This window comes from Pseudoalteromonas espejiana DSM 9414 (genome assembly GCF_002221525.1).
Taxonomy (GTDB): Bacteria; Pseudomonadota; Gammaproteobacteria; order Enterobacterales; family Alteromonadaceae; genus Pseudoalteromonas; species Pseudoalteromonas espejiana.
Window position 1 is genome coordinate 1058865 of record NZ_CP011028.1, and the last position, 24837, is coordinate 1083701.

Consider the following 24837-nt stretch of genomic DNA (forward strand, 5'->3'; position numbering starts at 1 on the left):
ATGAGCATTAATAGAAGACAGTTTTTGTCATTATGTTTAAAAGGCAGTGTGTCAGCTGCGGCATTAACAAGTTTGCAGTTACAGGCTTTAACCGGTGCTGCAAACGCGCAAGAATTGGGAGATTATAAGGCCTTAGTATGTGTGTTTTTGTACGGCGGTAACGACTCGCTTAACATGTTATTACCCCTTGAGGGAGAGCAGCGTAGCTTATACGAGCAAAGCAGACAAAACCTTGCTGTGGCAAATCCTTTAGATCTCAGTGTTAGCTCGCAATTTGCAGGTGGCGTGGGGATTCACCCCTCACTCATGCCTTTACAAAATGTATTTGAATCTCAAAACCTTGCCTTTGTAAGTGGTGTGGGCACATTGCTAGCGCCAACTACATTAAATGATTATAAAAATAACGCGGTGCCTTTGCCTAAGCATTTATTTTCGCATAATGATCAACAAGCATCGTGGATGTATGGCCGCGAAAAAGCCTCAATAAATAGTGGCTGGGGTGCTCGTTTATTAGAGCGCTTAGCAGTGCGAGATGAATTTGCCGCTAATATTTCACTTGATGGTACAAATTTATGGCAAACAGGCACTAGCACTAATGCATTTGCGTTTAATAAAAGCGGTATAAGTTCTATTAATGCCTTTGGCGGCTATCAACCGCGTACAGAGCATGTAACTAACATAATGAATCGTTTGCTGGGTAGCACTAATCACGTATTAGGTAACGCTTATGCTAATGGACTCAATAGCGCAATTAATAATACCCAAAGTATGAATAACGCGCTTGAACAAGCTCCCGCGCTTATTACCTCATTTAGCGATACTAGCCTGAGTGAGCAACTATCGGCTGTAGCCAAAACAATTAGTGTTCAGTCATCGTTGAGTACTCAGCGCCAAGTGTTTTTTGTATCGATGGGTGGGTTTGATACTCACGATAACCAACTAACAACGCACCCTGCGCTATTAAATGCATTAGCTAATGGTTTAAGCGAATTTAATAGCGCAATGAATGAGCTTGGTATGAGCGATAAAGTAACCACGTTTACTATGTCAGACTTTGGCCGTACGCTAACCTCAAACGGAGATGGTACAGACCACGGCTGGGCGGGCAATCAAATAGTAATGGGTGGCGCTGTAAAAGGGCGTAATATTTATGGTGAGCCGCTAACTCAGCAATTAGATGGGCCATACGATACAGGAGGTGGCCGTTTAATACCGCAAATAGCTAACGAGCAATACTTTGCAACTCTAGCGCAGTGGTTTGGTGTACCAAGCTCAGAGCTTGTTGATATTTTTCCTAATTTAAGTAACTTTAATAGCGCAACATTAGACTTTTTTGTGTAATTAGTCGCTAATAGTAATCTAAACAAAGTGATTGGCAGTATAGTGTACTCGTTTTACCTATTTAAAATTAAAGACCACACATAATAAAGGAATCATAATAATGAAAATTTTAGTGAGCTTAGTAAGTTTTATCGCTTTTTTATTGGTAGTACTGCCTGGGCCTTTGTATAAATATGGGGTGGTTGAGCTAGGTGTTGCCTTTTCGGGGTTTAAGTTTGGCGTGTACGCTGGTGGCGCAGCTTTAGTTTTACTTATTGTGCAAGTCATCTTTATGCGAAAAACCGTAACACTTGGCAGTGCATTAATGGCACTTGTATTTGCTGCAATCGCGATTGCTATGCCGTTAAGTATGATGAGCAAAGCTAAAAGCGTACCAGCGATTCATGATATTTCGACCGATTTAGTTAACCCGCCAAAGTTTGTTGCTATTGCACCACTTCGCGCAGATGCTTCAAACCCCGTTGAATATGCAGGTGAAGAAATTGCTACTCAGCAACGTAAAGCTTATCCAGAACTTAAAACGCTAAGCTATGCACAATCAAAAACAGACCTGCTAGCAGCTACTGAACAAGCCATTACCAACTTAGGGTTTGAACTAGTTAATGTAAATGCAGCTACCGGCATAGTAGAAGCCACCGATACAACAACTTGGTTTGGTTTTAAAGATGATGTAGTGGTACGTATAAACGATGAAGGTAGCCAGCGCTTTGTAGACATACGCAGTAAATCTCGCGTTGGTCGCAGCGATTTAGGTAAAAACGCAGAGCGTATTAACGCATTAATAAACGAAATTAATACACTGCTTGAAAAATAACGCTAAAAGCACCTAATTACTTTTAAAAGCCCAACTTAGTTGGGCTTTTTTATAGATAAAATTTGCGTCAGTTTGTATTCACTGCCACTGCGCAATACTGAGTGCGATTATTATTTTTACAAACTATGGAGTTATTATGAAAACAGTAGGATATGCAGCAAAAAGCGAAGGGGCCGAATTAACCGAATTTGCTTTTGAGCGCCGTGATTTACGCAATAACGATGTAGAAATTGAAATATTATACTGTGGTGTATGCCACTCAGATTTACACGCCGTTCGAAATGACTGGGGCACAAGCCGCTACCCGCTTGTACCAGGGCATGAAATTGTAGGTAAGGTAAAAGCGGTGGGTAGCAACGTTAAAAAATACAAGCAGGGCGACACCGTAGCTGTAGGCTGTATGGTTGACTCATGCCAAAGCTGCGATCAGTGTGATAACAACGAAGAACAATTTTGCCGCGAGGGCATGGTTGGCACTTACGCAGGTAAAGATAGAGAAACCGGCGATATGACCCAAGGTGGTTATTCTAAACATGTGGTTGTACGCGAAGAATTTGTGCTGTCTGTACCACAAAATTTAGAGCTTTCGCGCGTGGCCCCTTTGTTATGTGCAGGTATTACGACGTATTCTCCACTGCATAAGTGGGGCGTTAAAAAAGGCAGCCGTGTTGCTGTTGTAGGCCTAGGTGGTTTAGGGCATATGGCTGTTAAAAATGCCGTTGCTATGGGCGCCACGGTTACGGTAATAGGGCGTAGCGAATCTAAAAAAGATGATGCGGTAGAGCTAGGTGCACAGCATTATTTAGTATCAACAAACGATGACGAAATGAAAAAGTCGCAATCGGCCTTTGATGTCATTATTGATACCGTACCAGTTAAGCATGACCTTTCAATTTATACCCCTTTACTCGATATTGATGGCGCATTGGTAATTGTAGGCCAAGTTGGCCCAGTTGAAGAGCTAAACACAGTGCCGCTATTAATGGGCCGTCGTCAAGTGGCTGGGTCGCTCATTGGTGGCATAGCCGAAACACAGCAAATGCTTGATTTTTGTGGCGAGAATAACGTATTACCAGAGTGCGAAATGATCAACATAGACGAAATTAACACAGCCTACGAACGTATGGAAAAATCGGATGTGCGTTATCGATTTGTGATTGATATGGAATCGCTCAGTGCATAACGTGTAACTATAAAAAGAGCCGCTAATGAGCGGCTCTTTTTATACAACTGGTTTTAGCATGTTTGTGCTACAGGCTGCTTTTTACTCATTTGTAAGTAGCTTAATAACCACATAATAAATCCACCAACAAATAGCCCAGCAGCAACATAACCGGTTTGATTAGGTGCTGCCCCCTGCACAATAGCGATACCGCCAACCCACGGGCCTATGGCATTGGCAACATTAAATGCACATTGCACTAAAGCACCAATCATAGCGTGGCCATCTGGCGATACGTCCATTAATAATGATTGAATTAATGTGGCTAAACCCACGCTACAGCCTATGAAAAATATAACGGCGTAAAGCATCCAAATATTATGGCTGGCTGTTACATAGGCAAAAGCAAAAACAATAGTGCATATAAGGGCAAAGCCCGTGGTTTTAATTGCCGATTTATCGGCCGCTTTTCCGAGCACATAGTTACCCAGTGTAGAGCCAATACCAAACATCACCATAGCAATAGAAATAGTATAAGGCGCGGTTTTTGTAACATCTAAAATTGTATCTGCAATGTAGGTATAAATACAAAATACGCCGCCAAAGCCAATAATTACAATCCCTAAAATAGACCATACAAGTTTGTTTTTAAGTACACCAAACTCATTTAATAAGTTAGATGGCTTAGCGTTATCAATATTGGGTACTACTTTATAAACACATATAAAAGCAATAAAGGCAATGACCCCAGCACCGGCTAAACAGTAGCGCCAACTAAGGTTTTGGCCAACTAAAGTCACAATAGGTACGCCCACGATAGTGGCTACAGTAAGCCCCATAAATACCTTCGACATAAAGCTTGCGCGTTTACCTTGCGGTGCTATATCGGAGGCCAATAAAATGGCAGCACCAAAATAAGCACCATGAGGCAGGCCGCTTAAAAACCTAAAGACAACCAGTTGCTCAAGCGATGTAGCTAATGCGCTCAAACTATTAGATATACACATTAAACTTAAAAATATTAATAGTGCTTTGCGCTTACGCATATTCGCTGTAGTAAGCATTAAAATAGGGGCGCCAATAACAACACCAATTGCATAAGCGCTAATAGCATAGCCACTTTGCGAGGGCGTACTGCCAAATGTTTCGCTGATCAGCGGAAGCATAGGCATCATCGAAAATTCCGATAACCCCAAAATAAATGTACCAAGTGCTAACACTAATAAAATAGCTGTTCTGTTTAATTGATTAGATGCCGACGCTACATCTGCACTCATAGAAGATCCTTTAACAATAATTTTTAAAAAATAGTGGGTCGCCACAAATAAACGCGTGGAGAATAACTTATATAAGGGTGTGGAGTGTGTCAGTGAGGAAGGTATTTTAAGTTAAAAAGTGTACTGCGTCATGTATAAAATTAGTATTTTTGGCTTGTTTTATTCTTGTTAACTAATAAAAAGTAACAGCTATAGCATTAAAATTAAAAAAGTTTTTATAAAGCAGTTAATTAGCTGGTCAATATTTGCTCGCCTAAAATGTAATAAACACCTATATTTACAAGGTGCTTACATTTATTACCCGCTTACATATAAGTTTTATATTTGTTTGCTACTGTCACCCTAATATTACTTTCCTTAAGGTTTAATACATGTTCGGTATAAGTAAAAACAATGCAAAAGTTGAAGAATTGGAACTTCAACTCATTCAAAATAAGTCAATTTTGTCTGCTATTCACAGACACGTTGCTTATATTGAATTTACACCAGAGGGAAAGGTTTTAGACGCTAATCAACTTTTTTTAGACACAATAGGCTACAAAAAAGAAGACGTTATAGGAAAACATCATCGTATGTTTTGCGACCCAGAATATACTAATTCGAATGAGTACAGCCAGTTTTGGCAATCATTGCAAGCTGCAAAATCTAAAAGTGGTAACTTTTTAAGGTTTAAAGCTAATGGCGATAAGCTCTGGCTTGAAGCAACGTATTTTCCTGTTGAAATAAATGGTGTAGTAACCAAGGTTATTAAAATAGCATCTGATATTACAGCAAGTTATGTACAGCGAAAATCCCAAGAGGCTCTCACTGAGGCGCTTGATAAAGCATTGGCAACTATAGAATTTAACCCCGATGGCACTATTATTAAAGCCAATAAAAACTTTTTATCAACAATGGGATATAGCCTTGCAGAGATCACCGGCCAGCACCATAAAATGTTTTGTACTGAGGCGTTTTATCAAAAAAATCCACGGTTTTGGAATGAGCTAAGTGAAGGTGAGTTTAAGTCGGGCAAGTTTAAACGTATAACCTCAGATGGCTCGGAAATTTGGTTAGAAGCAACATATAACCCTATTTTAAATAATAAAGGCCAAGTAATAAAAATAGTTAAGTTTGCCTCAAATATTACCGAACGAATAAAGGATAATGAAGCGGTAAGTGATGCGGCACAAATAGCCTACGAATCGGCTGTTTCAAGTGCGCAAACTGCAAAAAGAGGCTCTGAAATATTACATGAGGCTATTACAAACTCTGATGCAATTGTTAGCCAAGTACTTAAATCGGTAGATTTAATTAAAAACCTTAATGAACAATCGGCAGTTATTGGCTCTATAGTGTCGACTATTAGTAGTATTGCAGATCAAACCAATTTGTTAGCGCTCAATGCTGCGATTGAAGCCGCCAGAGCGGGTGAATACGGCAGGGGTTTTGCTGTTGTAGCCGATGAAGTAAGGCAACTTGCAGCAAGTACAAGCAGTTCTACCAACGAAATTGCCACCGTTGTAAAAAATAACCAAGAGTTAACTAACGATATTTCTAAGCAAATAACGTCGGTGTCAGATTCATCGGAACAAGGCCGAGCACTTATTGCTAAATTTTCTGAAGTAATTCAGGAAATAGAGCGAGGGGCAGATACAGTATCAGCAACGGTGTCTAAGCTTAATGTGTAACACAAGACATTTTTGACTTATAAGTTATTAAAGTGCGACATTATGTCGCGCTTTAATAGCGCTTTCACATTATATAATTTATGCCATACATAACAGTGGCATAAATTATAAATGACTCATAAAAAAAGCATTCAACCTACCTATTTACTCTCTCCTTTAGCGCTACTAATTAGCAGCTTTTTATCGCCTACAATACTTGCTGATGATAACAACTTAGAAGTGATTGAAGTGCACGGGCATGCGCAAAATAAACATGTATCACTTGGCTCGTCAGAGTCATTACTTAGTAATTTAGGTGTTGATTTTTCTGCTGCGGGCGGGGTTTCTAACTTGCCTATTTTAAATGGTTTAATGGGCGATAGGGTAAAAGTACTTGTTGATGGCGCAGATGTAACAGCAGCGTGCGCTAATCATATGAACCCGCCTCTTTCTTACATATCAGCAAATCAGATAATGTCTTACAAGGTGGTTGCTGGAGTTTCACCAATAAGCGCAGGTGGCGATAATATTGCCGGTGTAATAAGCGTTAATTCTATTTCGCCTCAGTACAGTCAAAGTAGTGAATTGGGCTGGCACTCGGGCTATGTATCGGCAAAATACAGTAGTATTGATAACGGCACAAAGCTAGGCGTAGGAGCACGTTTAGCAAGTGATACATTGAGTTTTAATTATCAAGGATCGTTTAGTGATGCCAACAGTTACGAGGATGGAAATGGGAATGTAGTACTTGATACATTATACCAAGCTCAAAATCACAGCCTTACAGGCGCCATACGCGATGAAAAGCAGCAATTAGTTATAAAGCTCACACACCAAAAAATACCGTATCAAGGGTTTGCGAATCAGTACATGGATATGACTGATATCACCAGTTACGGCGCTATTGCCCAATATAAGCGCAGTTTTGAAAACAGCGAGCTACAAGGGCAAGTAAATTGGCATAGCGTGAAACACGAAATGGGTTTTTTTAGTAAAGAAAAAACCGGCATGATGCCCATGAAGACAGACTCGCAAGATATAAGCACCCAGCTTAAATGGCGTATTACGCTTGATAAAAATAGCTCACTATTGCTTGGTCAAGAATACTATCACTACCGCATTGATGATTGGTGGCCGGCTATTGAAGGCTCAGCCATGATGGGGCCAAATGACTATGTAAATATTAATAATGGTAAGCGTGAGCGCATTGCCTTATTTGCAGAATATGAAAGCCAAATTAATAAAAAACTATGGCTAAACACTGGAGTAAGGGTTGAGCGTGTTAACACGCAAGTTGATGAAGTACAGGCCTATAACGATGGCATGAGTATGATGGATATGGGCAGTATGAGCGCAATGACCACTGCCAATAATGGGATGGCGGCAAATGACTTTAATAATGCCGATAGAAATAAAACCGACACCATTGTTGATGCTAATTTATTAGCTAATTACCAAATTACACTATATGACGAGCTGCAATTAGGCCTTGCTCGCAAAAATCGCGCACCCAACTTATATGAGCGCTACAGCTGGGGTGTAAGTAATATGGCCACCACTATGATTGGCTGGTACGGCGATGCAAATGGTTATATTGGTAACCCAGAGCTTGATGTAGAAACTGCAAATACCATTAGTGCAACGTATACAAAAACAGCTAAAGATGATACTTGGCGTGTAAGTGCTAATATGTGGTACACCGATGTAAACAACTACATTGATGCAAATATTGTACGTAGTTTTAATAGTTACGGCTTAGCAAACACATCTCGTAATATTTTGCAGTTTAGTAATGTTGACGCCACATTATATGGTGCCAAAATCGATGTAAGTAAGTCGCTTTATCAATCTAAACCGTTTGGCGAATGGGTAGTAACAGCAAATATTACAAGTACCCGTGGTAAGCGCGACGACACTAACCAACCGCTATATCAAATTAAGCCATTGCATACAAAGCTAACATTAAGCCAGCAACTAGGATTATTTGAAAATACGCTGTCGTGGGAGTGGGTAGATACAAAATCACGCGTTGACTTTAACCGCCTTGAAAACCAAACGCACAGCTATAATTTAGTGAATTTAAGCTCTAAAGCCACCTTTAATGCATTAACGCTAAGTACAGAGGTAACTAACTTATTTGATGAGTTTTACGAGTTGCCATTAGGGGGAGTAAGCATTGCTGCACTAAAGCAAAATAACAGCGCGGGATTTACCCAATTAGCGGGGCAGGGGCGCTCATTTAATATAAGCGCAAGTTATGCTTTTTAGACACATATAATAATTATTGAACAGTTAAGCCACCATTGTGTTGTGGTTTAACGCTAATTATTAATCAGTAGTTGTATCTTGCTCATCGTCGGCACAAGGAGATTGCTCTGCTTCTAAAGCTAACTTTTCGCGCTCGGCTTTAGATACATACGCTGGTTTATTACTTTTATGTAATTTAGCATTAGCACGTTTATCTTTTTTCTGAAATTTAGTGACGATTTTTTTACGGCGGTTCATTAGTACTAATACTCTGATAAATTTAGGTCGCGCATTATACAACCAATGCGATAAAAGCCGCCATATAAATTTAAAGCACGATCATTGTAATCCTATCGCAAAGCGCTATTTAATATTATGCTACAGCGCTATAATTTGGCCTTTATTTAGTCATACAACGGGATACGTTTTGAAAAAGTTAGTTTTGCTTTGCAGTGCTTTATTTGCCTTTAATACGCATGCGCAATTACATAAAAATATTGATAGTGTTGCCGATTACGCTGTAAACACCTACCAAAATGCGCAAGTACATACGCTAACTAACTTAGTGGCTTTTCCTACAGTAAATAAAGGCTCAATACCCGCTCCAAAAAATCCAGACTTTATTAACTTTAAATCTGTATTAAAAATGAAAGCCGCAGAGCTTGGGCTTGATTACCAAGACCTAGGCTATACCGTGCTTATTGGTATGGGTAAACAAGCAGACAAAGTAACAGTAGTAACACATGGCGATGTACAGCCAGCTAATGCGAGTAAGTGGCAGCAAAGCCCATTTATTATTGATACCTCAGAGCCTGGCAAATTAGTAGGGCGCGGTACCGAAGACGACAAAGGCGCCATAGCCACTGCGCTTTATGCTATGAAAGCGATTAAAGATAAAGGCATAAAGCTTGATAACCGCATAGAGCTGATGATTTACCTTGCCGAGGAGTCTGACTGGGGCCCACTTACTGAGTTTATGAAAACTTACCAGCAACCAAAGTATGCAGTAACCATTGATGCATCATACCCTGTGGTTGTTGCCGAAAAAGGCTGGAGCTTAATTGCACCAACCTTTAACGCTACTTCAAATCAAACTGGCGTCTATGTAAGTGACGTTGCAGGTGGGGCGTTTAAAAGCCAAATACCAGAAGATGCAAGCTTAATACTTCATAATGCAAGCGCGAGCTTAATCGACTCATTAAAAGCTAAAGCTAAAACGCTTAGTGCAGTTGAGTTTAATTTTGAAGAGCAAGGTGAAGGCTTAAAAATAACTGTTAAAGGCATGTCTGCGCACTCATCAGAGCCAGAGTCGGGCGTTAATGCTATTGCACACTTGAGTGAGTTATTCAAAAACGCCGCACTTGAAAATAATAGCGATGGCCAGCTTATAAAATTTGTAAACCAGTTAATTGGCTTAGATATTCATGGTAAGCAATTTGGTGATATTGCCTACGAACATAAATTTATGGGCCCAATGAGCGTAGCCCCTACTGTAATTGAACGCGATGGTAATGCACTAACATTGGCCATTAACGCCCGCCGCCCAGTAGGTAAAGATGAAAGCGTACTTAAACAACAAATTAATAGCGCTATCAATGGGTGGGAAACTGCAAATAGCGTCACGCTTACTAAAGTAGAAACCATTATTGGTACACCTATGCTGTTAGACAATGCACCGCACGCACAAAAGCTGCTCGATATTTTTAAACATTTTACAGGTGACGAACAAGCTGACTTTGTATCAATTGGCGGAGGCACTAACGCAAAATTATTTGATAATGCTGTATCGTTTGGCCCTTCAATGCCGGGTAAACGTTATACAGGCCACTCAGAGCATGAATTTATTACGCTTGAGCAATTGGAGCTTAATTTACGCATGTATACCGCGATGATGATTGAGCTAGGAAATATGTAAGCTAAAGATTTTTTAATATAAAAGCCGCCTTGCTGAAGTGACTTCAGCAAGGCGGCTTTTTTGTATTTTTTAAAACTGGGCTACAAAACTAAGGTTGTATATATCATAGCTATTTTTATCAGTGTAATTAGCGCTGAAATAGTAGCTATCGTTAATAAAGTATTTACCCTCAACAACTAAATCTGAGTCGCTCAAGCCAATGCCCACTGCTACATGTTTATTAAAGTAATAATTTGCCAGCACGTTAAAGAAAGGGTCATCACCAGCATCTAGGTAGTCAATATTTACAGTAAAGTAGCTTTCATCGTAAAGGTGAGCAAAGTAACGTGATGATAAGTCCCACGACTCTATTTCATCATCGGTCTCAATAGTAAAACCAATGTAGTCGGTGTCATTAATTTGATGATTATATTGAGCTTTAAATAAATAAACTGTATCACCATATTCGTAATCTAGCATACGTGCAGATACTTTTAACGAATCTGCAAATAAGTAACCTATGCCAAGTGAATAGGTATCGGTATCGCCAATATTAGGCAGCTCTAGGGTTGCAAAAGCATTACCGTAAAAGCCTTCTCCAAAAATTCCTTTTCTACTATTACCATCTGAATTAAAGTAATTTAAACCTATATTACTATCTGTATCTAGGTAGCCATAATCATCCCACACTCCCGAGCTTTGTTGCTCTTCAAAGTAATAATGAGTAGATAATCCGTACACATTATCGCTGTAATAGCGTGAATCAATTTTTGCGTAGTTAATTGTATTAAACCATTGCTTTGACGCTGATTGTTCAGCGTTTACTGACGCTGCACAGCTAAGTGCAAGCAAAGAGAGTGGCATTAAAAATCGCATAAGTATCCTTTCTTATAAAGTTAATTAGTTGTACCCAGAAAGGGTATTATATTTAAAATAAGTGAAAACACATCCAATTAATTGTAAGTAACTGTATGTTTATATAAGTAAATGTAAGAATAAACGAAACTTAAGAGCTCTCATTAAGTAGTTCAGTAAAATGTAATAACCTGACTAATGTCATATCAACTAATGACAAATAACACCTCCAAAGCTTAAAAATTAAGGCAATAATAACCTTACATTTTAAGAGGAGAGTAAACATGAATACATCAACATTTTTTGAAAACCTAAAACGCTACGCAGCTGTATTAGTATTTTTTACAGCAATTAATTTAATTACATCGCCAAATAATCTATGGGTAGTTTGGCCTGCGTTGGGTATGGGGATTGCGCTGCTTAAAGATTTGTTGGATTTAACCAGTTCAAAAAGGTGTGGGTAATGAATGTTAAGCCAAGTAATAACTTACTTGGCTTAAGCTTCTTAATTTTAGGGTTTAAGTATTAGCGGTTTATGAAGCGCTCTCAAGTGTCGCGTTAAGTGAGATTTCGGTATTAAGCAGCTTTGAAATAGGGCAGCCTTTTTTAGTTTGCTCACACAATGCCTGAAATTGCTCATTAGCAATATCTTTAATACGTGCATCTACTTCAAGAGCAATATGCGTCACTGCAAAGCCATCATCTACTTCATCAAGGCTTACTGTTGCTTTGGTATCAATTTTATCGGCTGTAAAACCTGCGTCACCTAATGCAAGCGACAGCGCCATGCTAAAACAGGCACTGTGCGCCGCACCTACTAGCTCCTCAGGGTTTGACCCTGGCTCATCTTCAAAGCGGGTATTAAAGCCATACGGTTGTTTATTAAGTGCGCCACTTTGCGTAGAAATACTGCCTTTGCCTGTTTTAATATCACCAGACCACGTTGAACTTGCCGTTTTTTTAATCGTCATCGTCTTCTCCTTGCTTTGCGTGTAAGCTTTTCAGGCTCATTAAGCGTTATTTACATAAAACACTTAAAATAAGCGCTAAAAGCCGAGTTACAGTTAACAGTGCAATATAAACGCCAGTTAGAACTTATTGGCTTTTTGGAGCTGAGATTTGTTTTACTCAAAATAGGGCGTTAGGGCACAGGCTTTGATACCTATAGGGTTAAAGTAGTTTAAACCTTTATGGTTTAATTTTTATTTCGCTTGCAGCGCTCTGAGCAGTAAATAACGTTATCCCAATCACGTTGCCATTTTTTACGCCATACAAATGGCTTATTACAAACAGGGCATATTTTTTGTGGTAGATGTAACTTTTTATGCGCCATGTTTAGCACTCTTTGCTTTTTGTTGTATTGTGCGAGTAAGCCCTACGTGTCTTTTTAATATATTAGGAATAGCACGCTTAACGTCTGCTCGCTCGCGGTATTGCCACAAGCGTTCGCGAGCTTGCTTTGAAGCATCGGTTAAATTGAGCATGGGTTCTGGGTAATCTTCTCCTAATTTAAAGTCGTTAAATAATGCTTCCATTGGTGTTTGTTGCCAAGGCTCGTGTAAATATTCTATTGGCAGTTTTTCAAGTTCGGGGCACCACTTTTTTATAAAGGCGCCGGTTGGGTCTTGATCTTCAGACTGCTTAATCGGGTTGTAATGCCTAATGGTATTAATACCCGTTACCGATGCCTGCATTTGTATTTGCGGGTAGTGAATTCCAGGTTCAAAATCTAAAAAGTAATTTGCCAGTGGAAAACTTGCCTGCTGCCAACTTATATTTAAATGATGTGTTACAAAGCTGACTAACATAGCGCGCATTCTAAAATTAATATAACCCGTTGCTTTTAAGCAGCGCATACAGGCATCAATAATAGGAATACCCGTTTGGCCTTGTGCCCAGCGCTCAATATCGCTTTTTACATTAGCGTCATCTCTGTAGGGAAACTCATGGTAGCCTGGATTTAATGCTTTAAACTCCATAGTGCATTCACTTTCAAACTTTTGCATAAAGTGGCAATGCCAATGCAATCGCGATACAAAAGCAGCGAGCGGGCGTTTCCAGCCTTTTTTATCAGGGTGTTTTGAATGGTATTCATCAATAGCCATTTGGTACACCTGTTTAAGGCTAATATTACCCCATGCTAAATAGGGTGAGAGCCTAGAGCAATGAGTACGGCTTAAACTTGGGCTAGATATTCCTTTTTGATACCCCTTGCCGCGCTCTACAAAAAAACTGTGTAATACACTATGGGCGTGTAATGGCCCACCTATTTGAAAGTTGTCATCGCTTTGCGTGTAGCTGTTGGGCAATTTGGGTGTTTGGTAGTTATTAAGTGTAATGGTTTTTATATTTTTCCAATTAGGAATAGCAACAGGAGCCTGCATTGTTTTTTGCCAGCGTTCGTTCCAATTACTTCGATTTTTTTTGCCACGAATAACAGCGCCCGTTTTTGATTCTTGCCAGTGTACCTGTTGCTCTTTACACCACGTGGTAACGGCTTTATCTCGCTCAAAGGTATTATTTAAGCCAATTTCTTGATGGCTGTATAAGTTTATTATTTGATATGTTTTATTGAGCGCATTTAAAAGAGTAAGCATGTCTTGGCTAAAAATATAAAGTGTGGCGTTAAAGCGCTCTAATTGGCTGTTTATTTGTGTGATTGATTGATAAACAAAGCGCCAATGCCGCTCGTTATAATGCGCATCCTCAAGCATGAGCGGCTCAAAGTTATAAATAAGCAGCGTTGGTATATCGCTATTAAAGGCATGTTTTAGTGGAAGGTGATCTGATAAGCGTAAATCGCGTTTAAACCACACTATGTTTATTTTTTCACGCATATTTTAAAAAATGGCAGCTGATATGAAATACTGTACGTAATAAACTGGTTTTAAGATTTGCAGCTGCCTAATAAAGGGAAATTATGTTTTTAGATTTAACTCAAAATACACACCACAATGTTTACTCGTATTTAGTAGGCGGCATTAGTCCGCGTCCTATAGCATGGGTAAGTACATTAAGTGAGGAAGGAGTGGCCAATATTGCGCCATACTCTTTTTTTACTGTGGCAAGCTGTAATCCACCAGTACTAAGTGTTACTCAAGTAAACCCTCGAGATAAAGCCAATAAAGATACGCTCACTAATTTACAAGCAACTAAAAACTGTGTGGTTAATATTGTAAGCGAAGAGCTAGTTGAGCAAATGAATCAAAGCTGCGCTAATTACTGTGCACAAACGAGTGAGTTTGACGCCGCTAATATTGATAAAACGGCAAGTAAGCAGGTATCAGCCCCTAGTGCTGCAGCGGCTAAAGTAAGGTACGAATGTACGCTAAGAGACATTATTACTATAAGTGACGAACCCGGTGGCGGTAAAGTAATGCTACTTAACGTGGTGGGAATTTATATTAACGATGATGTATTAGTTAATGGCTACATTGACCCAACCCGTTTAAACACAGTAGGTAAAATGGGCGGCGATTACTTTAGCTCCACTAAAGATAAATTTGTACTAAAACGTCCACAATTGTAAAATAAAACATTAACTTAAAATACTTGTTGTTAACCAATAAAGTGTTACCTATAAAAAATCAAATGGATGTTGGATGTCTAAATTTTATTTTACGTTGTTACTTACCTTATTTAGTTTTAATGTTTTTGCTGCACAAGATAAAAAATTGACTATAGAGGTATTTGCAGGATTAAAAAGCATTAGCCAAGTAAAGCTCTCCCCCGATGGTAATAATATTGCCTATGTAAGAAACCTAAACGGCGATTTAGTTTTAATGGTTCAAAGCCTTACCACAGGTAAAGGCAAGCCTATTATTAAATCGGATAACCACACTGTATTTTTTGACTGGTTTAGCTGGGCAAACAACGATGTTTTGTTATTAGGCGCAAGGTATATTAAGTACCAATTTGGTGGTGTTAAGTACGCCTCAACCTTAATGTATTCGTATAATTTAAGTAATGATAAAGGTATTAAATTAGCATTTAAAGCGAATGCCACGCGTGATGAAACTCAGCCACAGTTTTCAGATAGAATAGTGAGCTTTTTACCTGAACAAGAAAATAAAATATTAGTGCAAGGCGATTTTAAAGTTGCCAATACTCCGGCCGTGTATGAGTTAGATTTAACCACCTTGCGTAAAAAGCAAATTCAGCGTGCTCGCAGTGATGTAACAAACTGGTTTGCTGATAGGCAGGGCAGAGTGCGTATTGCTAAAAAAATGGACGATACGCAATTTACTTACGAGCTTTACAACGAACAAAAAGAGTCATGGGGCACACTTTTTAGTTACGAGGTATTTAGTGAGCAAAGTATTTCTATTTTAGGCTTTGATAAAGATCCTAATTATTTATATATCACTGCACTTCATGAGGGGCGTGATGCACTATTTAAGCTCGATTTAACCACTAAAAAGCGTGAGTTAATTTACAGCGATGACAATTACGATGTAGATGGAGATATTTTCTACTCCAAAAAAACCGGTGAAGTGGCTGGTTTTACACATTCACATTTAGATGATGGCATTCAATATTGGGATGAAGACCTCGATAGGCTTCATCGCTCATTACGTAAGTCGTTACCTAAAGACAAATACGAAATGAGTATAGTGAGTACCAGTGCCGATCAGCAAAAGTATGTACTTTATATTAGTTCAGACGAAACATCGGGCACCTACATGCTAGGGGACAGAAAACGAGGCGACGTAACGGTTTTTGCTGATGTTTACCCGCAAATAAACGAAACGGTTTACCGTGGTAAAGAGCACATTAGTTACAAAGCACGAGATGGACTAACCATTGAAGGTTATTTAACACTTCCTGTTGGTTATGAAGAAGGCGATAAGCTACCCACAATAATTTTCCCGCATGGCGGGCCAATGGCGCGTGATTATTCAGGCTTTGACTATTGGACAGCACTACTTGCATATAATGGTTATGCAGTACTGCAGCCTAACTTTAGGGGCTCAAGTGGCTATGGTTATGAGTTTTTAATGCAATCAATACAAGGTTTTGGATTAGCCATGCAAGATGATTTGCAAGATGGCGCCAATTGGTTAATTGAGCAAGGCATAGCTCAACCTAATAATATATGTATTGGTGGGGCGAGCTACGGCGGTTATGCGGCATTAATGGCTGTAATTAAGCACCCTGAAACATTTAAATGTGCAGCCAGTTTTGCAGGTGTGACCGACCTTGAGCATATTGTGAGTAAAGCTCGCCACTTTACCAATAAAGACATAGTAAGAAAGCAATTTGGTACCGATAGCGATAAACTAGAGGCTAATTCTCCTGTTAACTTTGCAAAATCAATTAACAAACCAATTTTACTTATTCATGGCAGCGACGACAGCGTAGTACCTATTTATCACAGCCGAGAAATGGAAGATGAATTAGATGATGAAAACAAAGATGTAACCTACATTGAGCTTGAAGATGGAGATCATTATCTTTCTTATCAGCCTCATAGGATTAAAACATTACAGGCGTTTTTAGACTTTTTTGATAAACACTTAAAAAACAATTAATGATAAAGGCGACCTAGGTCGCCTTTTTTGATCTTAATCTTTAAATAATGCACATTGTTTGCACTTTTACTTGTTAAATTTATACGTTGTTATTAAAAGGAGTACTACACGCTACTCTTAAAGCGCTCCTGCTTTTATATAACTATCTTTAGTAATAATAAATATGCAGCAAAATAAAAGCGCTTATACTTTTATCGTAAGGTCTATACGTATATAAATGAAAATTCATAATAAACTTTTTTTAATATTATTTAGCTTTACCTTTAGCATTATTGCGGGGTTAGTTGTGCTTATTCAGTACAGTATTGGCCAAGGCATTATTGATTTTGTAAATGCTAAAGAGGTAAAAGCGTTAGAGCCACTGGCAGTTAAATTATCAAAAGAATATGCGCGTACACCTTCGTGGGAAAAAATAGTGGGTGGTGATGAGCAGTTTTTAATGTTGGTAAATGCTCAATTGCGTGACAGCCAATTTTTACCCGCTACTCGCGGCGTGCCGCAAAGGCCGTTTATGCGAAATGACGATAGATTTGGCCCCCCGCGGGGCTTTGGGCAAAGAGAGCGTCGCCCACCGCCTGAGCATGCTGCGCACTATGTTTTACTTGATGAAAACCAGCAACGTATTTTTGGTAAGCTGTTTGATGACTTAAAATACATTAAAACCCCAATAGAATTAAACGGTAAGACAATCGCCTACCTTGGCGTATCAAAAAGGCAGAGCTTAGCCGATGGCTATGAGCTTGATTTTTTAAAGCAGCAAACTAATTACCTCTGGCTTATAGCACTTACTGCTGGGCTACTTACTTTGCTGTTATCTTTTTTACTCTCAAGGCATTTAGTTGGCCCAGTTAAACAAATTGCAAACGGCATGCACAAGCTTACTAAGGGTCAATACAGTACAAAGCTTTCGCTTGAGCGAAAAGACGAATTAGGCCAGCTTAGTGAAGACTTTAATACGCTTGCCTTTACGCTTGCCAAAGACGAGCAAGTGCGTAAACGTTGGCTAGCTAATATTTCGCACGAACTTAGAACGCCAATGAGTATTTTACTTGGCGAGCTTGAAGCCATGCTTTTAGGTATACGTGAACCAACTCATAGCAATATCAGTTCGGCTAACGACGAAGCGCTGCATTTAAAGCGTTTGATTGATGATTTGCATATGCTCAATAGTGCGGAGCTAGGAGGGATGCATTACACCATGCAACCAACCGATATAGGCTTTTTACTTAATTCTATTGAACAAAAATATCATGTTATTTTTGAGCAACACAATATTAAGTTTTACCTGTTAAATAGCGCAAATAACTCGACTATAAACGCAGATAAAACACGTGTATTACAATTGCTCGATAACATACTTATGAATGCAGTGCATTATGCGCAATGTTCAACTATTTCACTTACAGCCACAAATATAAATATTAAAGGCCACGCATATTTAGAACTAATAATTGAAGATAACGGCATTGGGGTTGAACAAACGCATTTATCTCACTTATTTGAATATTTGTATCGGGTAGATAGCTCTCGTAATCGCCAAGAGGGTGGATCGGGGTTAGGTTTATCTATTTGTCAGCATATAGTTAAAGGCCATAGTGGCGAGATAACCGCTGAAAAGGCAAGTATTGGCGGCCTTGCAATCGTTATAAAACTCCCCTTATTTACACAGTAGAGGATACCTATGAGTGAGCAAATACTCATTGTTGAAGATGAAATAAAATTAGCAAACTTAATGAGCGACTTTTTAACAAGCCACCATTATACAACGCACCTCATTCATCATGGAGATGAAGTGATTGGCTGGCTTGAGAGTAATCGACCAAGTGTTATTTTATTGGATATTATGTTGCCAGGCCAAAGTGGTATAGAGCTGTGTAAAGCAATAAGAAAGTTCTCTAATGTGCCCATTATTATGGTATCAGCGAAGGTAGAAGAAATAGACCGACTACTTGGGCTTGAGCTTGGTGCCGATGACTACATTTGCAAACCCTTTAGCTATGCAGAGCTAGTGGCGCGAGTAAAAGCTATTTTAAGGCGAATTAATAATACTAAAGAGCCGGTAAATAATGTGATGACGCTTGATGAAAGTACTTACAGTGTAAAATATAAAACCAGTAGCATTGAGTTGACCAACTTTGAGTTTCAACTGTTTAAGCCTTTGTATTCAAACCCTAACAGGATTTATTCACGTGATAGCTTAATGGATACTATGTATGCAGACCAACGTATTGTGAGTCATCGTACTATCGACAGCCACATTAAAAAGTTACGCAAAAAGCTCGATGAAGTAACCCAAACCGACAGTGTTATTCAGTCGGTTTATGGGGTGGGGTATCGCTTTGTACATCCTCAATAGGTGAGTTTTGAGGTATTTCTATTCTTCGTCAGCATTTTTAATACGCTCTAAACGGTCGAACTCTTCATATTCGGCCGCTTGAATTTCATCTAGCACGGCATCTACGTCAGCAGCTTCGGTGCTGTCCTCAAACTCACCGCTTAAGGTTGTATTTGGCGTTAGACTAGCCTCTTCAAATAACGCCCACATTTCTTTTGCGTATTGCGTTTTTAATAGGCTTGGCGCAAATTCACCATAATAGCGGCGCATATTATTTACATCGCGGGTAAACATAGCTTGGGCACTGTTGTTAGCTGCAGCGTTAACTGCTTGAGGCAGGTCAATAATGACTGGGCCGTTATTATCTACAAGTACATTAAATTCAGACAAATCACCATGAATAATACCCGTGCAGAGCATAAGCTTAATGTAGTGAATCATCATTTTATACTGCTCTATAGCTTGCTCTTGGGTAAGCGTTACATGGCCTAACTGTGGGGCTACATCGCCATCTTCATCGCATACAAGCTCCATTAGCAGTACGCCATCAATACAGTAGTAGGTGTCGGGGACTCTTACGCCTGCGCGCGATAGACGTGAAAGGGCGTCTACTTCAGCATTTTGCCAAATTTCTTCTTCTAATTGACGGCCATAGCTTGAGCGTTTACCCATTGCACGAGCTTGTCGCCCACCCCGTACTTTGCGCCCCTCTTGATATTGGGCTGCTTTTTTAAAGCTTCGCTTTACAGCGTCTTTATAAACTTTTGCACAGCGTATTTCGCCACCGCTTCGTACTACAAATACATCGGCTTCTTTACCGCTCATCAAGCGGCTGATCACTTCGTCGATTAAACCATCATCAACAAGAGGTTGTAGGCGTTTAGGTATTTTCACAGTTGTACTACTAGAAAAATTGGAAGGTTAAACATGTAATTTAATGAGTCCTTTAGTATTTGTAACAGGAAATAACAGTATACGCTAGCTGTTTCAATACTGTGCACAATAACCGAAATTATAGCTAAGGTAAAAATAACATACTAAAAACTACATTTATTTTTATTTCCTTATTGTTTGCACATTGTTTGCGTTTTTTAAAGGTAATTTATAACCATACCCTTTATTGATATTTAACCCAAGGTGACCACGATGAAGCATTTATCTACCTTTGCAGTAGCTGCATTATTATCAGTGGCTTTTTCAGCCAATGTAGCTGCTAGAGGCGGTGATAACCCACCGGCCAAACCAGATTTTTCGAGCATTGATGCAGACGGTGATGGTGTGATAAGCCTGGCAGAATTTAGCGAAAGTGCGCCACCACATGGCGATGCACAAACTATTTTTGATGAAATAGACACTGATGGAAATGGTGAAATTAGCGAACAAGAATTAAGTGAACACAAGCCACCACGTCGCGCACGTTAAAGGAGATAAATATGATCAACAGTATTGGCAGCTCATCGAGCTTTATGACTCAACAAAGTAATCAAGTAAGTGCTTTAACTACTGAGCAAACTGACTTTGTAAAAGAAACACTTGCTGAGTTTGATGCAGAAAACTTAAGTACCGAAGACGCGCAAAGTATTCAAGCCGCGTTTGAAGAACAAGGTATTTCGCCGACAAAAGAACTTGCCGATTTAATGAGCGAGCTTGAGTTTGATGCTAAAAGTATTGGTGATGCAGGACGACCAGAAGGGCAACGCCCGCCGCCACCGCCACAAAACTCATTAGAGTCTGTTGATACTGACGAAGTAGTAAGTTATTTAGATGAGTTATTAACTGAGTATTCAAGCCAGCTATCTGACGAAGATAAAGACTCTATATTGTCTTCAGTACAAGAAAAATTTGGTTTAAGTGAAGGCGATTCACTGCTAAATGTAACAGCTTAGGTGTTATAACTTGAGGTAAAGCTGACTGTTTATCCTTAGGTCTTAAGTCCAAAGCTCGGCTAATACCAACCCGCAAAAATACTTTATCATTTTGAGGGGTTAAACCTGATGCTAGTTGCGTTAAAAATTTCTCATTTAGAACAACTAAATAGCAAAATTTTTGCCTTACTATCAACAAGGTTTTCCTGCCTCAAAATAAATAACTTAATTAAGCGAATTGGTATAATGTATTTAACATTGCCGAGCTTTTTTAGTCGCTTTTAAAAATTTAATTTAGCTGGGTTTTAATTTTGCTGGTGCCGTCTTTTTCTGTAAATTTAAATACAAAGTCTTTTTTACCGTCTTGGTTTATATCAACCAGCAAAATATCTTTATTGTTTTTAGGTAAGGTTAATTTTAATTTCTTACGCTTTTTATTAAGTAAAGAGTCTTGTTCTCCATAATAAATATACAGTGTTTTTTTGCTGTACTTGTACACCGCATCTATTTGGCTATCGCCGTTAATGTCTCCTAAATAAAGCGCAGGCGCAGAATCATTACCATTCATGCCAATTTCCATTTCTAAATCAAGCTCAATACTCGATTTATTGGCAAACGAACCATCACTTTGCTGTTTATATAAATTCATTTCTACATCAACATCTGTGCTACCACCGCCCATAGCCATTGATGCAATAGTGCCTAAACCAATATCTAAATCCATTTTTTGTAAATCAATTAAGCCATCGTTATTAAAGTCTGTTTTTAGCAATAACTCGCTCGGGCCCTCTGTTTCAAATAAGTTGATAGGGGTTGTGCTAAAGCCGCTTTCATTTCCTAAATACAAAGTATGCGCAATTTTTATATCGAGTGAATCCATACCTTGTGCAGGCTTAAATTGCCTGGTGGTAAAGTCTAAAAAGCCATCGTTATTTACATCAATTAGCTGTTTTATTTTACGGGTTTCACCATTGCTTAGCTCGCCTAGCTCAATGTTAAGCTTAATTGAGGTTAAGGTATCGGCATAACCTTTATCATTGGCAAGTAAAACATCAGCGCCAAAGTTGCTTGCAAACACTAAGTCGTTTAGGCCATCTTTATTAACATCAATAATGACTGGCTTATTATTTATATTTACTTCAAGGGTTAAGCCTTTTTTAGAAAAACGGCCTTCGTATTGAGCTGCTTGCTCAAAGGTATGAGGAATAAATTTCCCCTCATTATTTTGCATATACAAGGTACTGCTAGCTAAATCAGGAATTAAAATATCGCTTAGGCCGTCGTTATTGGCATCAAAAACAAAACTTATTTTTTCAAATTTATCGACTTTTAATTGGCTGATCACTGAGCTGTAATTAAATAAAAGCTCAGCTTCTTTTGATGTACTTTTATAAACACCGTTATCAGTTAACACTAGCGCCTGTTTATCTGCTGTATTTGCAATAGTGGCTACATCAAAACCAAAGGCATTTTTAGGTAAAGTTAGCTCACTGCTCTTTGAGGTAAGTAAATTAATTATCTCTAGTTGCTTTGTCTCTTTATTATAAGCAAATAAAGTGGGGGAGTCGGTAGTGATTAATTCATCGGTTGTTTTAATAACCATTGTTTGTGCAACTGCGGTCATTGGTGCAAGTATTAAAGCGAGTGAATAACAAAGTGGCTTAAGCATGTTAGGTCCTTTTAATAGCGTTAGCAGCACTTTATTTTTAATTAAATACAGTGCTTGGATGTAATAAGATTACGCTAATAAAGTTTACCCTGGTGTAAATAATTGTAAGATTATGTATTACTAAAGCAGCTATATAATAGGCTCATATTAGCTGCACAGTTTATTTTGCTCATTTAGGTATGAGTCTATAAATGTTTGCTCCATGGGTTTTGAAAAATAGTAACCTTGCAAATGAGAAACCCCAATTTCTTTTAGCATGTTAGCTTGCTCAAGCGTTTCTACGCCTTCGGCGACAACCATAAAATCAAGCGACGATGCCATTTGTACTATGGCATGAATAATACTTAAGCCTCGCTTATCCATATTTTGAATAAAGCTTTTATCTATTTTTACAATATCTACGCCTATGTCTAACATACTCGAAAGAGACGAGTAACCTGTTCCAAAATCATCAATAGAAATACAAAACCCTTGTTTTTGTAGTGCCTTAACAGCGGCTAAAAATGTAAGTTTATCTTCAGCAAAAACAGATTCGGTGATCTCTAAGTGTAAATTTTTAGGTTGCACTCCATACTCGTTAACTATTTTTACTACCTTAGATACAAAGTCAGGATCTTGTAGCTGTATTACCGACACATTTACACTTATAGCGATTGCAGGTTGTAAGTTGTTAAACTTACTTGCCTGAGAGCATGCTTGTTCAATGACCCACAATCCCAGCTCGGTTATTAAATTATATTGCTCGGCTATAGCAATAAATTCATCCGGAAATATACTTTCGCCATTGAGTTGCCAGCGTAAAAGAGACTCAAAAGAAGTTACTTTAGCGGTTTGACTATCAACTATAGGTTGAAACACTAATCTAAGGCCGTTGTCTTTAATTGCAGTCGCTAAGCGCTTACTAAGTAACTGCTCGCGCTCTTGTTGGCGTTTTAGCTCGTTGTTATAAATGTTTACAGAGCCCTTTGCTATGCGTTTTTGATGATACATAGCTAAGTCTGCTGAACGAATCAATGAGCTTAAATTGATTTCGTGCTCAGGAAATAATGCAATACCTATGGTTGCCGACACCCAACTTTGATATTTATACCTTTCATGTTCAGCACTGATGTTTGAAATAACTTTTTTAGCAAAACTAAATAAATCCTGCTGATCTTCATAGGTAGTTAAAATTAAAAACTCGTCACCACCCCAACGGCACTTAAACAAATGACGAGTGCACACTTTTGTGAGCCGCTCGGCTATCTCTTTTAATACCTGGTCGCCGACTTTATGGCCCATTGAGTCATTTATTTGTTTAAAGCCATCAAGATCAACAAAAAGTAGCGCTAGCTTTTCGTTAGGGTGATTAGCTAATTGCCTGTTTGCAACCTTTAAAAATGCGGTTCTGTTTAACAGGCTAGTAAGCGGATCGGTATTAGATAAGCGGTAAATTTCTTCGGTACGTGCTTCTACTTTACTTTCCATTTCGTTAAGTAGCTCACGGTTTTGGTTTCGTAATTTTATGGCACTTTGCGTAAATGTAGCCGATTTATACGATGAGGCAATCATAATTGCAGCAAAGGTTAGCCCCAAAAAACCAAGCACATAATTGTAGTTATCATCAGATAAAGTGAGGATTAAAGAATAAGGGGTTAATAAAATAAAGCTGTAACAAACAGAGGTAAACCGACTGCCAGATAACAAATTGGCTGACCCACCAGCAAACGCAGATAAAATAGCAATGGTTGTGGTTATTTCTACGGTTGATGAGCTTTTATGAAACCATAATGCATAGCAGCACCAAGATACAGCCGTGGCTATACAACCAATCGAAAAGCGTTTTAAAAAGCTATTTGCATTAAAAGGTTGATCATCACCTTTTGTGTAGTTAAATAAAATAACATCGGTTAGTCGTCCTGCTAGCAAAATTAGCATAAAGAACAGCCATATTATTTTTTCTTGGTTTGTTTTCTCATCCGTTAAATCAAATGCAAATACAAGTACAAAGCTAACAATAGCCGACACACCAATACCAGATAAGGCATTGGAGTATAAAAGTTTTACGGCTTCTCTACGTTCATCATTATTTAAATTTTTATATTGCACTCACTAAAGCCTTATTAAAAGTAATACGCGTTAAGCAAATTACATTTTATATAAATACAAAATAAATATAGTTTAAGGAAAGAGAAAATGCAGAATATTAAATAAAAAAT

The 24837-nt window shown here is 38.7% G+C and carries 22 protein-coding genes; 13 read left to right on the forward strand and 9 right to left on the reverse strand.

What is annotated here, in order from left to right:
• The 3 genes from PESP_RS04845 (at position 1) to PESP_RS04855 (ending at position 3338) form a co-directional block, all read left to right on the forward strand.
• Positions 1–1341, forward strand: a complete 1341-nt coding sequence (locus tag PESP_RS04845; RefSeq protein WP_089347019.1) for a DUF1501 domain-containing protein — start codon at positions 1–3, stop codon at positions 1339–1341.
• Between the two features lie 100 nt (positions 1342–1441).
• Complete coding sequence (locus PESP_RS04850) at positions 1442–2155, forward strand: DUF1499 domain-containing protein (protein WP_089347020.1); 714 nt, start codon at positions 1442–1444, stop codon at positions 2153–2155.
• Between the two features lie 136 nt (positions 2156–2291).
• Positions 2292–3338, forward strand: a complete 1047-nt coding sequence (locus PESP_RS04855) for an NAD(P)-dependent alcohol dehydrogenase (RefSeq protein WP_089347021.1) — start codon at positions 2292–2294, stop codon at positions 3336–3338.
• Positions 3339–3391: 53 nt separating this feature from the next.
• Here PESP_RS04855 and PESP_RS04860 read toward each other — a convergent pair whose 3' ends face one another.
• Entirely contained in the window at positions 3392–4594 is a 1203-nt protein-coding gene (locus PESP_RS04860; protein WP_089347022.1) for an MFS transporter, read from the reverse strand.
• 371 nt (positions 4595–4965) lie between these two features.
• On the opposite strand from PESP_RS04860, the gene PESP_RS20690 reads away from it, so the two are divergent.
• The gene (locus PESP_RS20690; protein ID WP_089347023.1) at positions 4966–6264 is read left to right on the forward strand and encodes a methyl-accepting chemotaxis protein; all 1299 of its coding nucleotides are present in this window, start codon (positions 4966–4968) and stop codon (positions 6262–6264) included.
• 111 nt (positions 6265–6375) lie between these two features.
• Entirely contained in the window at positions 6376–8511 is a 2136-nt protein-coding gene (locus PESP_RS04870; RefSeq protein WP_089347024.1) for a TonB-dependent receptor plug domain-containing protein, read from the forward strand.
• A 60-nt stretch (positions 8512–8571) separates the two neighbouring features.
• On the opposite strand, the gene PESP_RS04875 is transcribed toward PESP_RS04870, so the two are convergent.
• Positions 8572–8748, reverse strand: a complete 177-nt coding sequence (locus PESP_RS04875) for a DUF2986 domain-containing protein (RefSeq protein ID WP_089347025.1) — start codon at positions 8746–8748, stop codon at positions 8572–8574.
• A 169-nt stretch (positions 8749–8917) separates the two neighbouring features.
• On the opposite strand from PESP_RS04875, the gene PESP_RS04880 reads away from it, so the two are divergent.
• Positions 8918–10405, forward strand: a complete 1488-nt coding sequence (locus tag PESP_RS04880; RefSeq protein WP_089347026.1) for a dipeptidase — start codon at positions 8918–8920, stop codon at positions 10403–10405.
• 69 nt (positions 10406–10474) lie between these two features.
• On the opposite strand, the gene PESP_RS04885 is transcribed toward PESP_RS04880, so the two are convergent.
• Entirely contained in the window at positions 10475–11260 is a 786-nt protein-coding gene (locus PESP_RS04885) for a putative porin (protein WP_089347027.1), read from the reverse strand.
• 263 nt (positions 11261–11523) lie between these two features.
• Between PESP_RS04885 and PESP_RS04890 the strand changes: the two genes are divergently transcribed.
• Positions 11524–11703: a 2TM domain-containing protein gene (locus PESP_RS04890; RefSeq protein ID WP_089347028.1), complete on the forward strand. Its 180-nt coding sequence runs from the start codon at positions 11524–11526 to the stop codon at positions 11701–11703.
• Positions 11704–11772: 69 nt separating this feature from the next.
• Here the strand turns inward: PESP_RS04890 and PESP_RS04895 are convergent, their stop codons facing one another.
• From PESP_RS04895 to PESP_RS04905, 3 genes are all read right to left on the reverse strand, one after another.
• Positions 11773–12210, reverse strand: a complete 438-nt coding sequence (locus PESP_RS04895) for an OsmC family protein (protein WP_089347029.1) — start codon at positions 12208–12210, stop codon at positions 11773–11775.
• Between the two features lie 224 nt (positions 12211–12434).
• Positions 12435–12572, reverse strand: a complete 138-nt coding sequence (locus PESP_RS04900; protein ID WP_082660547.1) for a DUF2256 domain-containing protein — start codon at positions 12570–12572, stop codon at positions 12435–12437.
• Positions 12562–14076 (reverse strand): cryptochrome/deoxyribodipyrimidine photo-lyase family protein, encoded by a 1515-nt coding sequence (locus PESP_RS04905; protein ID WP_089347030.1) that lies wholly within the window; start codon positions 14074–14076, stop codon positions 12562–12564. Before PESP_RS04905 ends, PESP_RS04900 begins: the two co-directional genes overlap by 11 nt.
• A gap of 83 nt (positions 14077–14159) precedes the next feature.
• On the opposite strand from PESP_RS04905, the gene PESP_RS04910 reads away from it, so the two are divergent.
• The 4 genes from PESP_RS04910 to PESP_RS04925 all read left to right on the forward strand — a co-directional run bounded on the left by PESP_RS04910 (position 14160) and on the right by PESP_RS04925 (position 19126).
• Positions 14160–14768: a flavin reductase family protein gene (locus tag PESP_RS04910; protein WP_089347031.1), complete on the forward strand. Its 609-nt coding sequence runs from the start codon at positions 14160–14162 to the stop codon at positions 14766–14768.
• Between the two features lie 73 nt (positions 14769–14841).
• Positions 14842–16770 carry a S9 family peptidase gene (locus PESP_RS04915; protein ID WP_089347032.1) on the forward strand — a complete coding sequence of 643 codons (1929 nt, stop codon included), beginning with the start codon at positions 14842–14844 and terminating at the stop codon, positions 16768–16770.
• Between the two features lie 217 nt (positions 16771–16987).
• Positions 16988–18442 carry an ATP-binding protein gene (locus tag PESP_RS04920; RefSeq protein ID WP_089347033.1) on the forward strand — a complete coding sequence of 485 codons (1455 nt, stop codon included), beginning with the start codon at positions 16988–16990 and terminating at the stop codon, positions 18440–18442.
• A 9-nt stretch (positions 18443–18451) separates the two neighbouring features.
• A complete protein-coding gene (locus PESP_RS04925; protein ID WP_089347034.1) occupies positions 18452–19126 on the forward strand; it encodes a response regulator in 675 nt (224 codons plus the stop codon).
• 18 nt (positions 19127–19144) lie between these two features.
• On the opposite strand, the gene PESP_RS04930 is transcribed toward PESP_RS04925, so the two are convergent.
• Positions 19145–19999, reverse strand: coding sequence for a PA4780 family RIO1-like protein kinase (locus PESP_RS04930; RefSeq protein ID WP_089347035.1), 855 nt, complete (start codon positions 19997–19999; stop codon positions 19145–19147).
• A 252-nt stretch (positions 20000–20251) separates the two neighbouring features.
• On the opposite strand from PESP_RS04930, the gene PESP_RS04935 reads away from it, so the two are divergent.
• Both PESP_RS04935 and PESP_RS04940 read left to right on the forward strand, forming a co-directional pair.
• Entirely contained in the window at positions 20252–20527 is a 276-nt protein-coding gene (locus PESP_RS04935) for an EF-hand domain-containing protein (protein WP_089347036.1), read from the forward strand.
• 11 nt (positions 20528–20538) lie between these two features.
• The gene (locus PESP_RS04940) at positions 20539–20991 is read left to right on the forward strand and encodes a hypothetical protein (RefSeq protein ID WP_089347037.1); all 453 of its coding nucleotides are present in this window, start codon (positions 20539–20541) and stop codon (positions 20989–20991) included.
• A gap of 268 nt (positions 20992–21259) precedes the next feature.
• Here PESP_RS04940 and PESP_RS04945 read toward each other — a convergent pair whose 3' ends face one another.
• The gene (locus PESP_RS04945; protein WP_089347038.1) at positions 21260–22639 is read right to left on the reverse strand and encodes a VCBS repeat-containing protein; all 1380 of its coding nucleotides are present in this window, start codon (positions 22637–22639) and stop codon (positions 21260–21262) included.
• Between the two features lie 147 nt (positions 22640–22786).
• Entirely contained in the window at positions 22787–24727 is a 1941-nt protein-coding gene (locus PESP_RS04950; RefSeq protein ID WP_089347039.1) for a putative bifunctional diguanylate cyclase/phosphodiesterase, read from the reverse strand.
• Between the last annotated feature and the right edge of the window lie 110 nt (positions 24728–24837).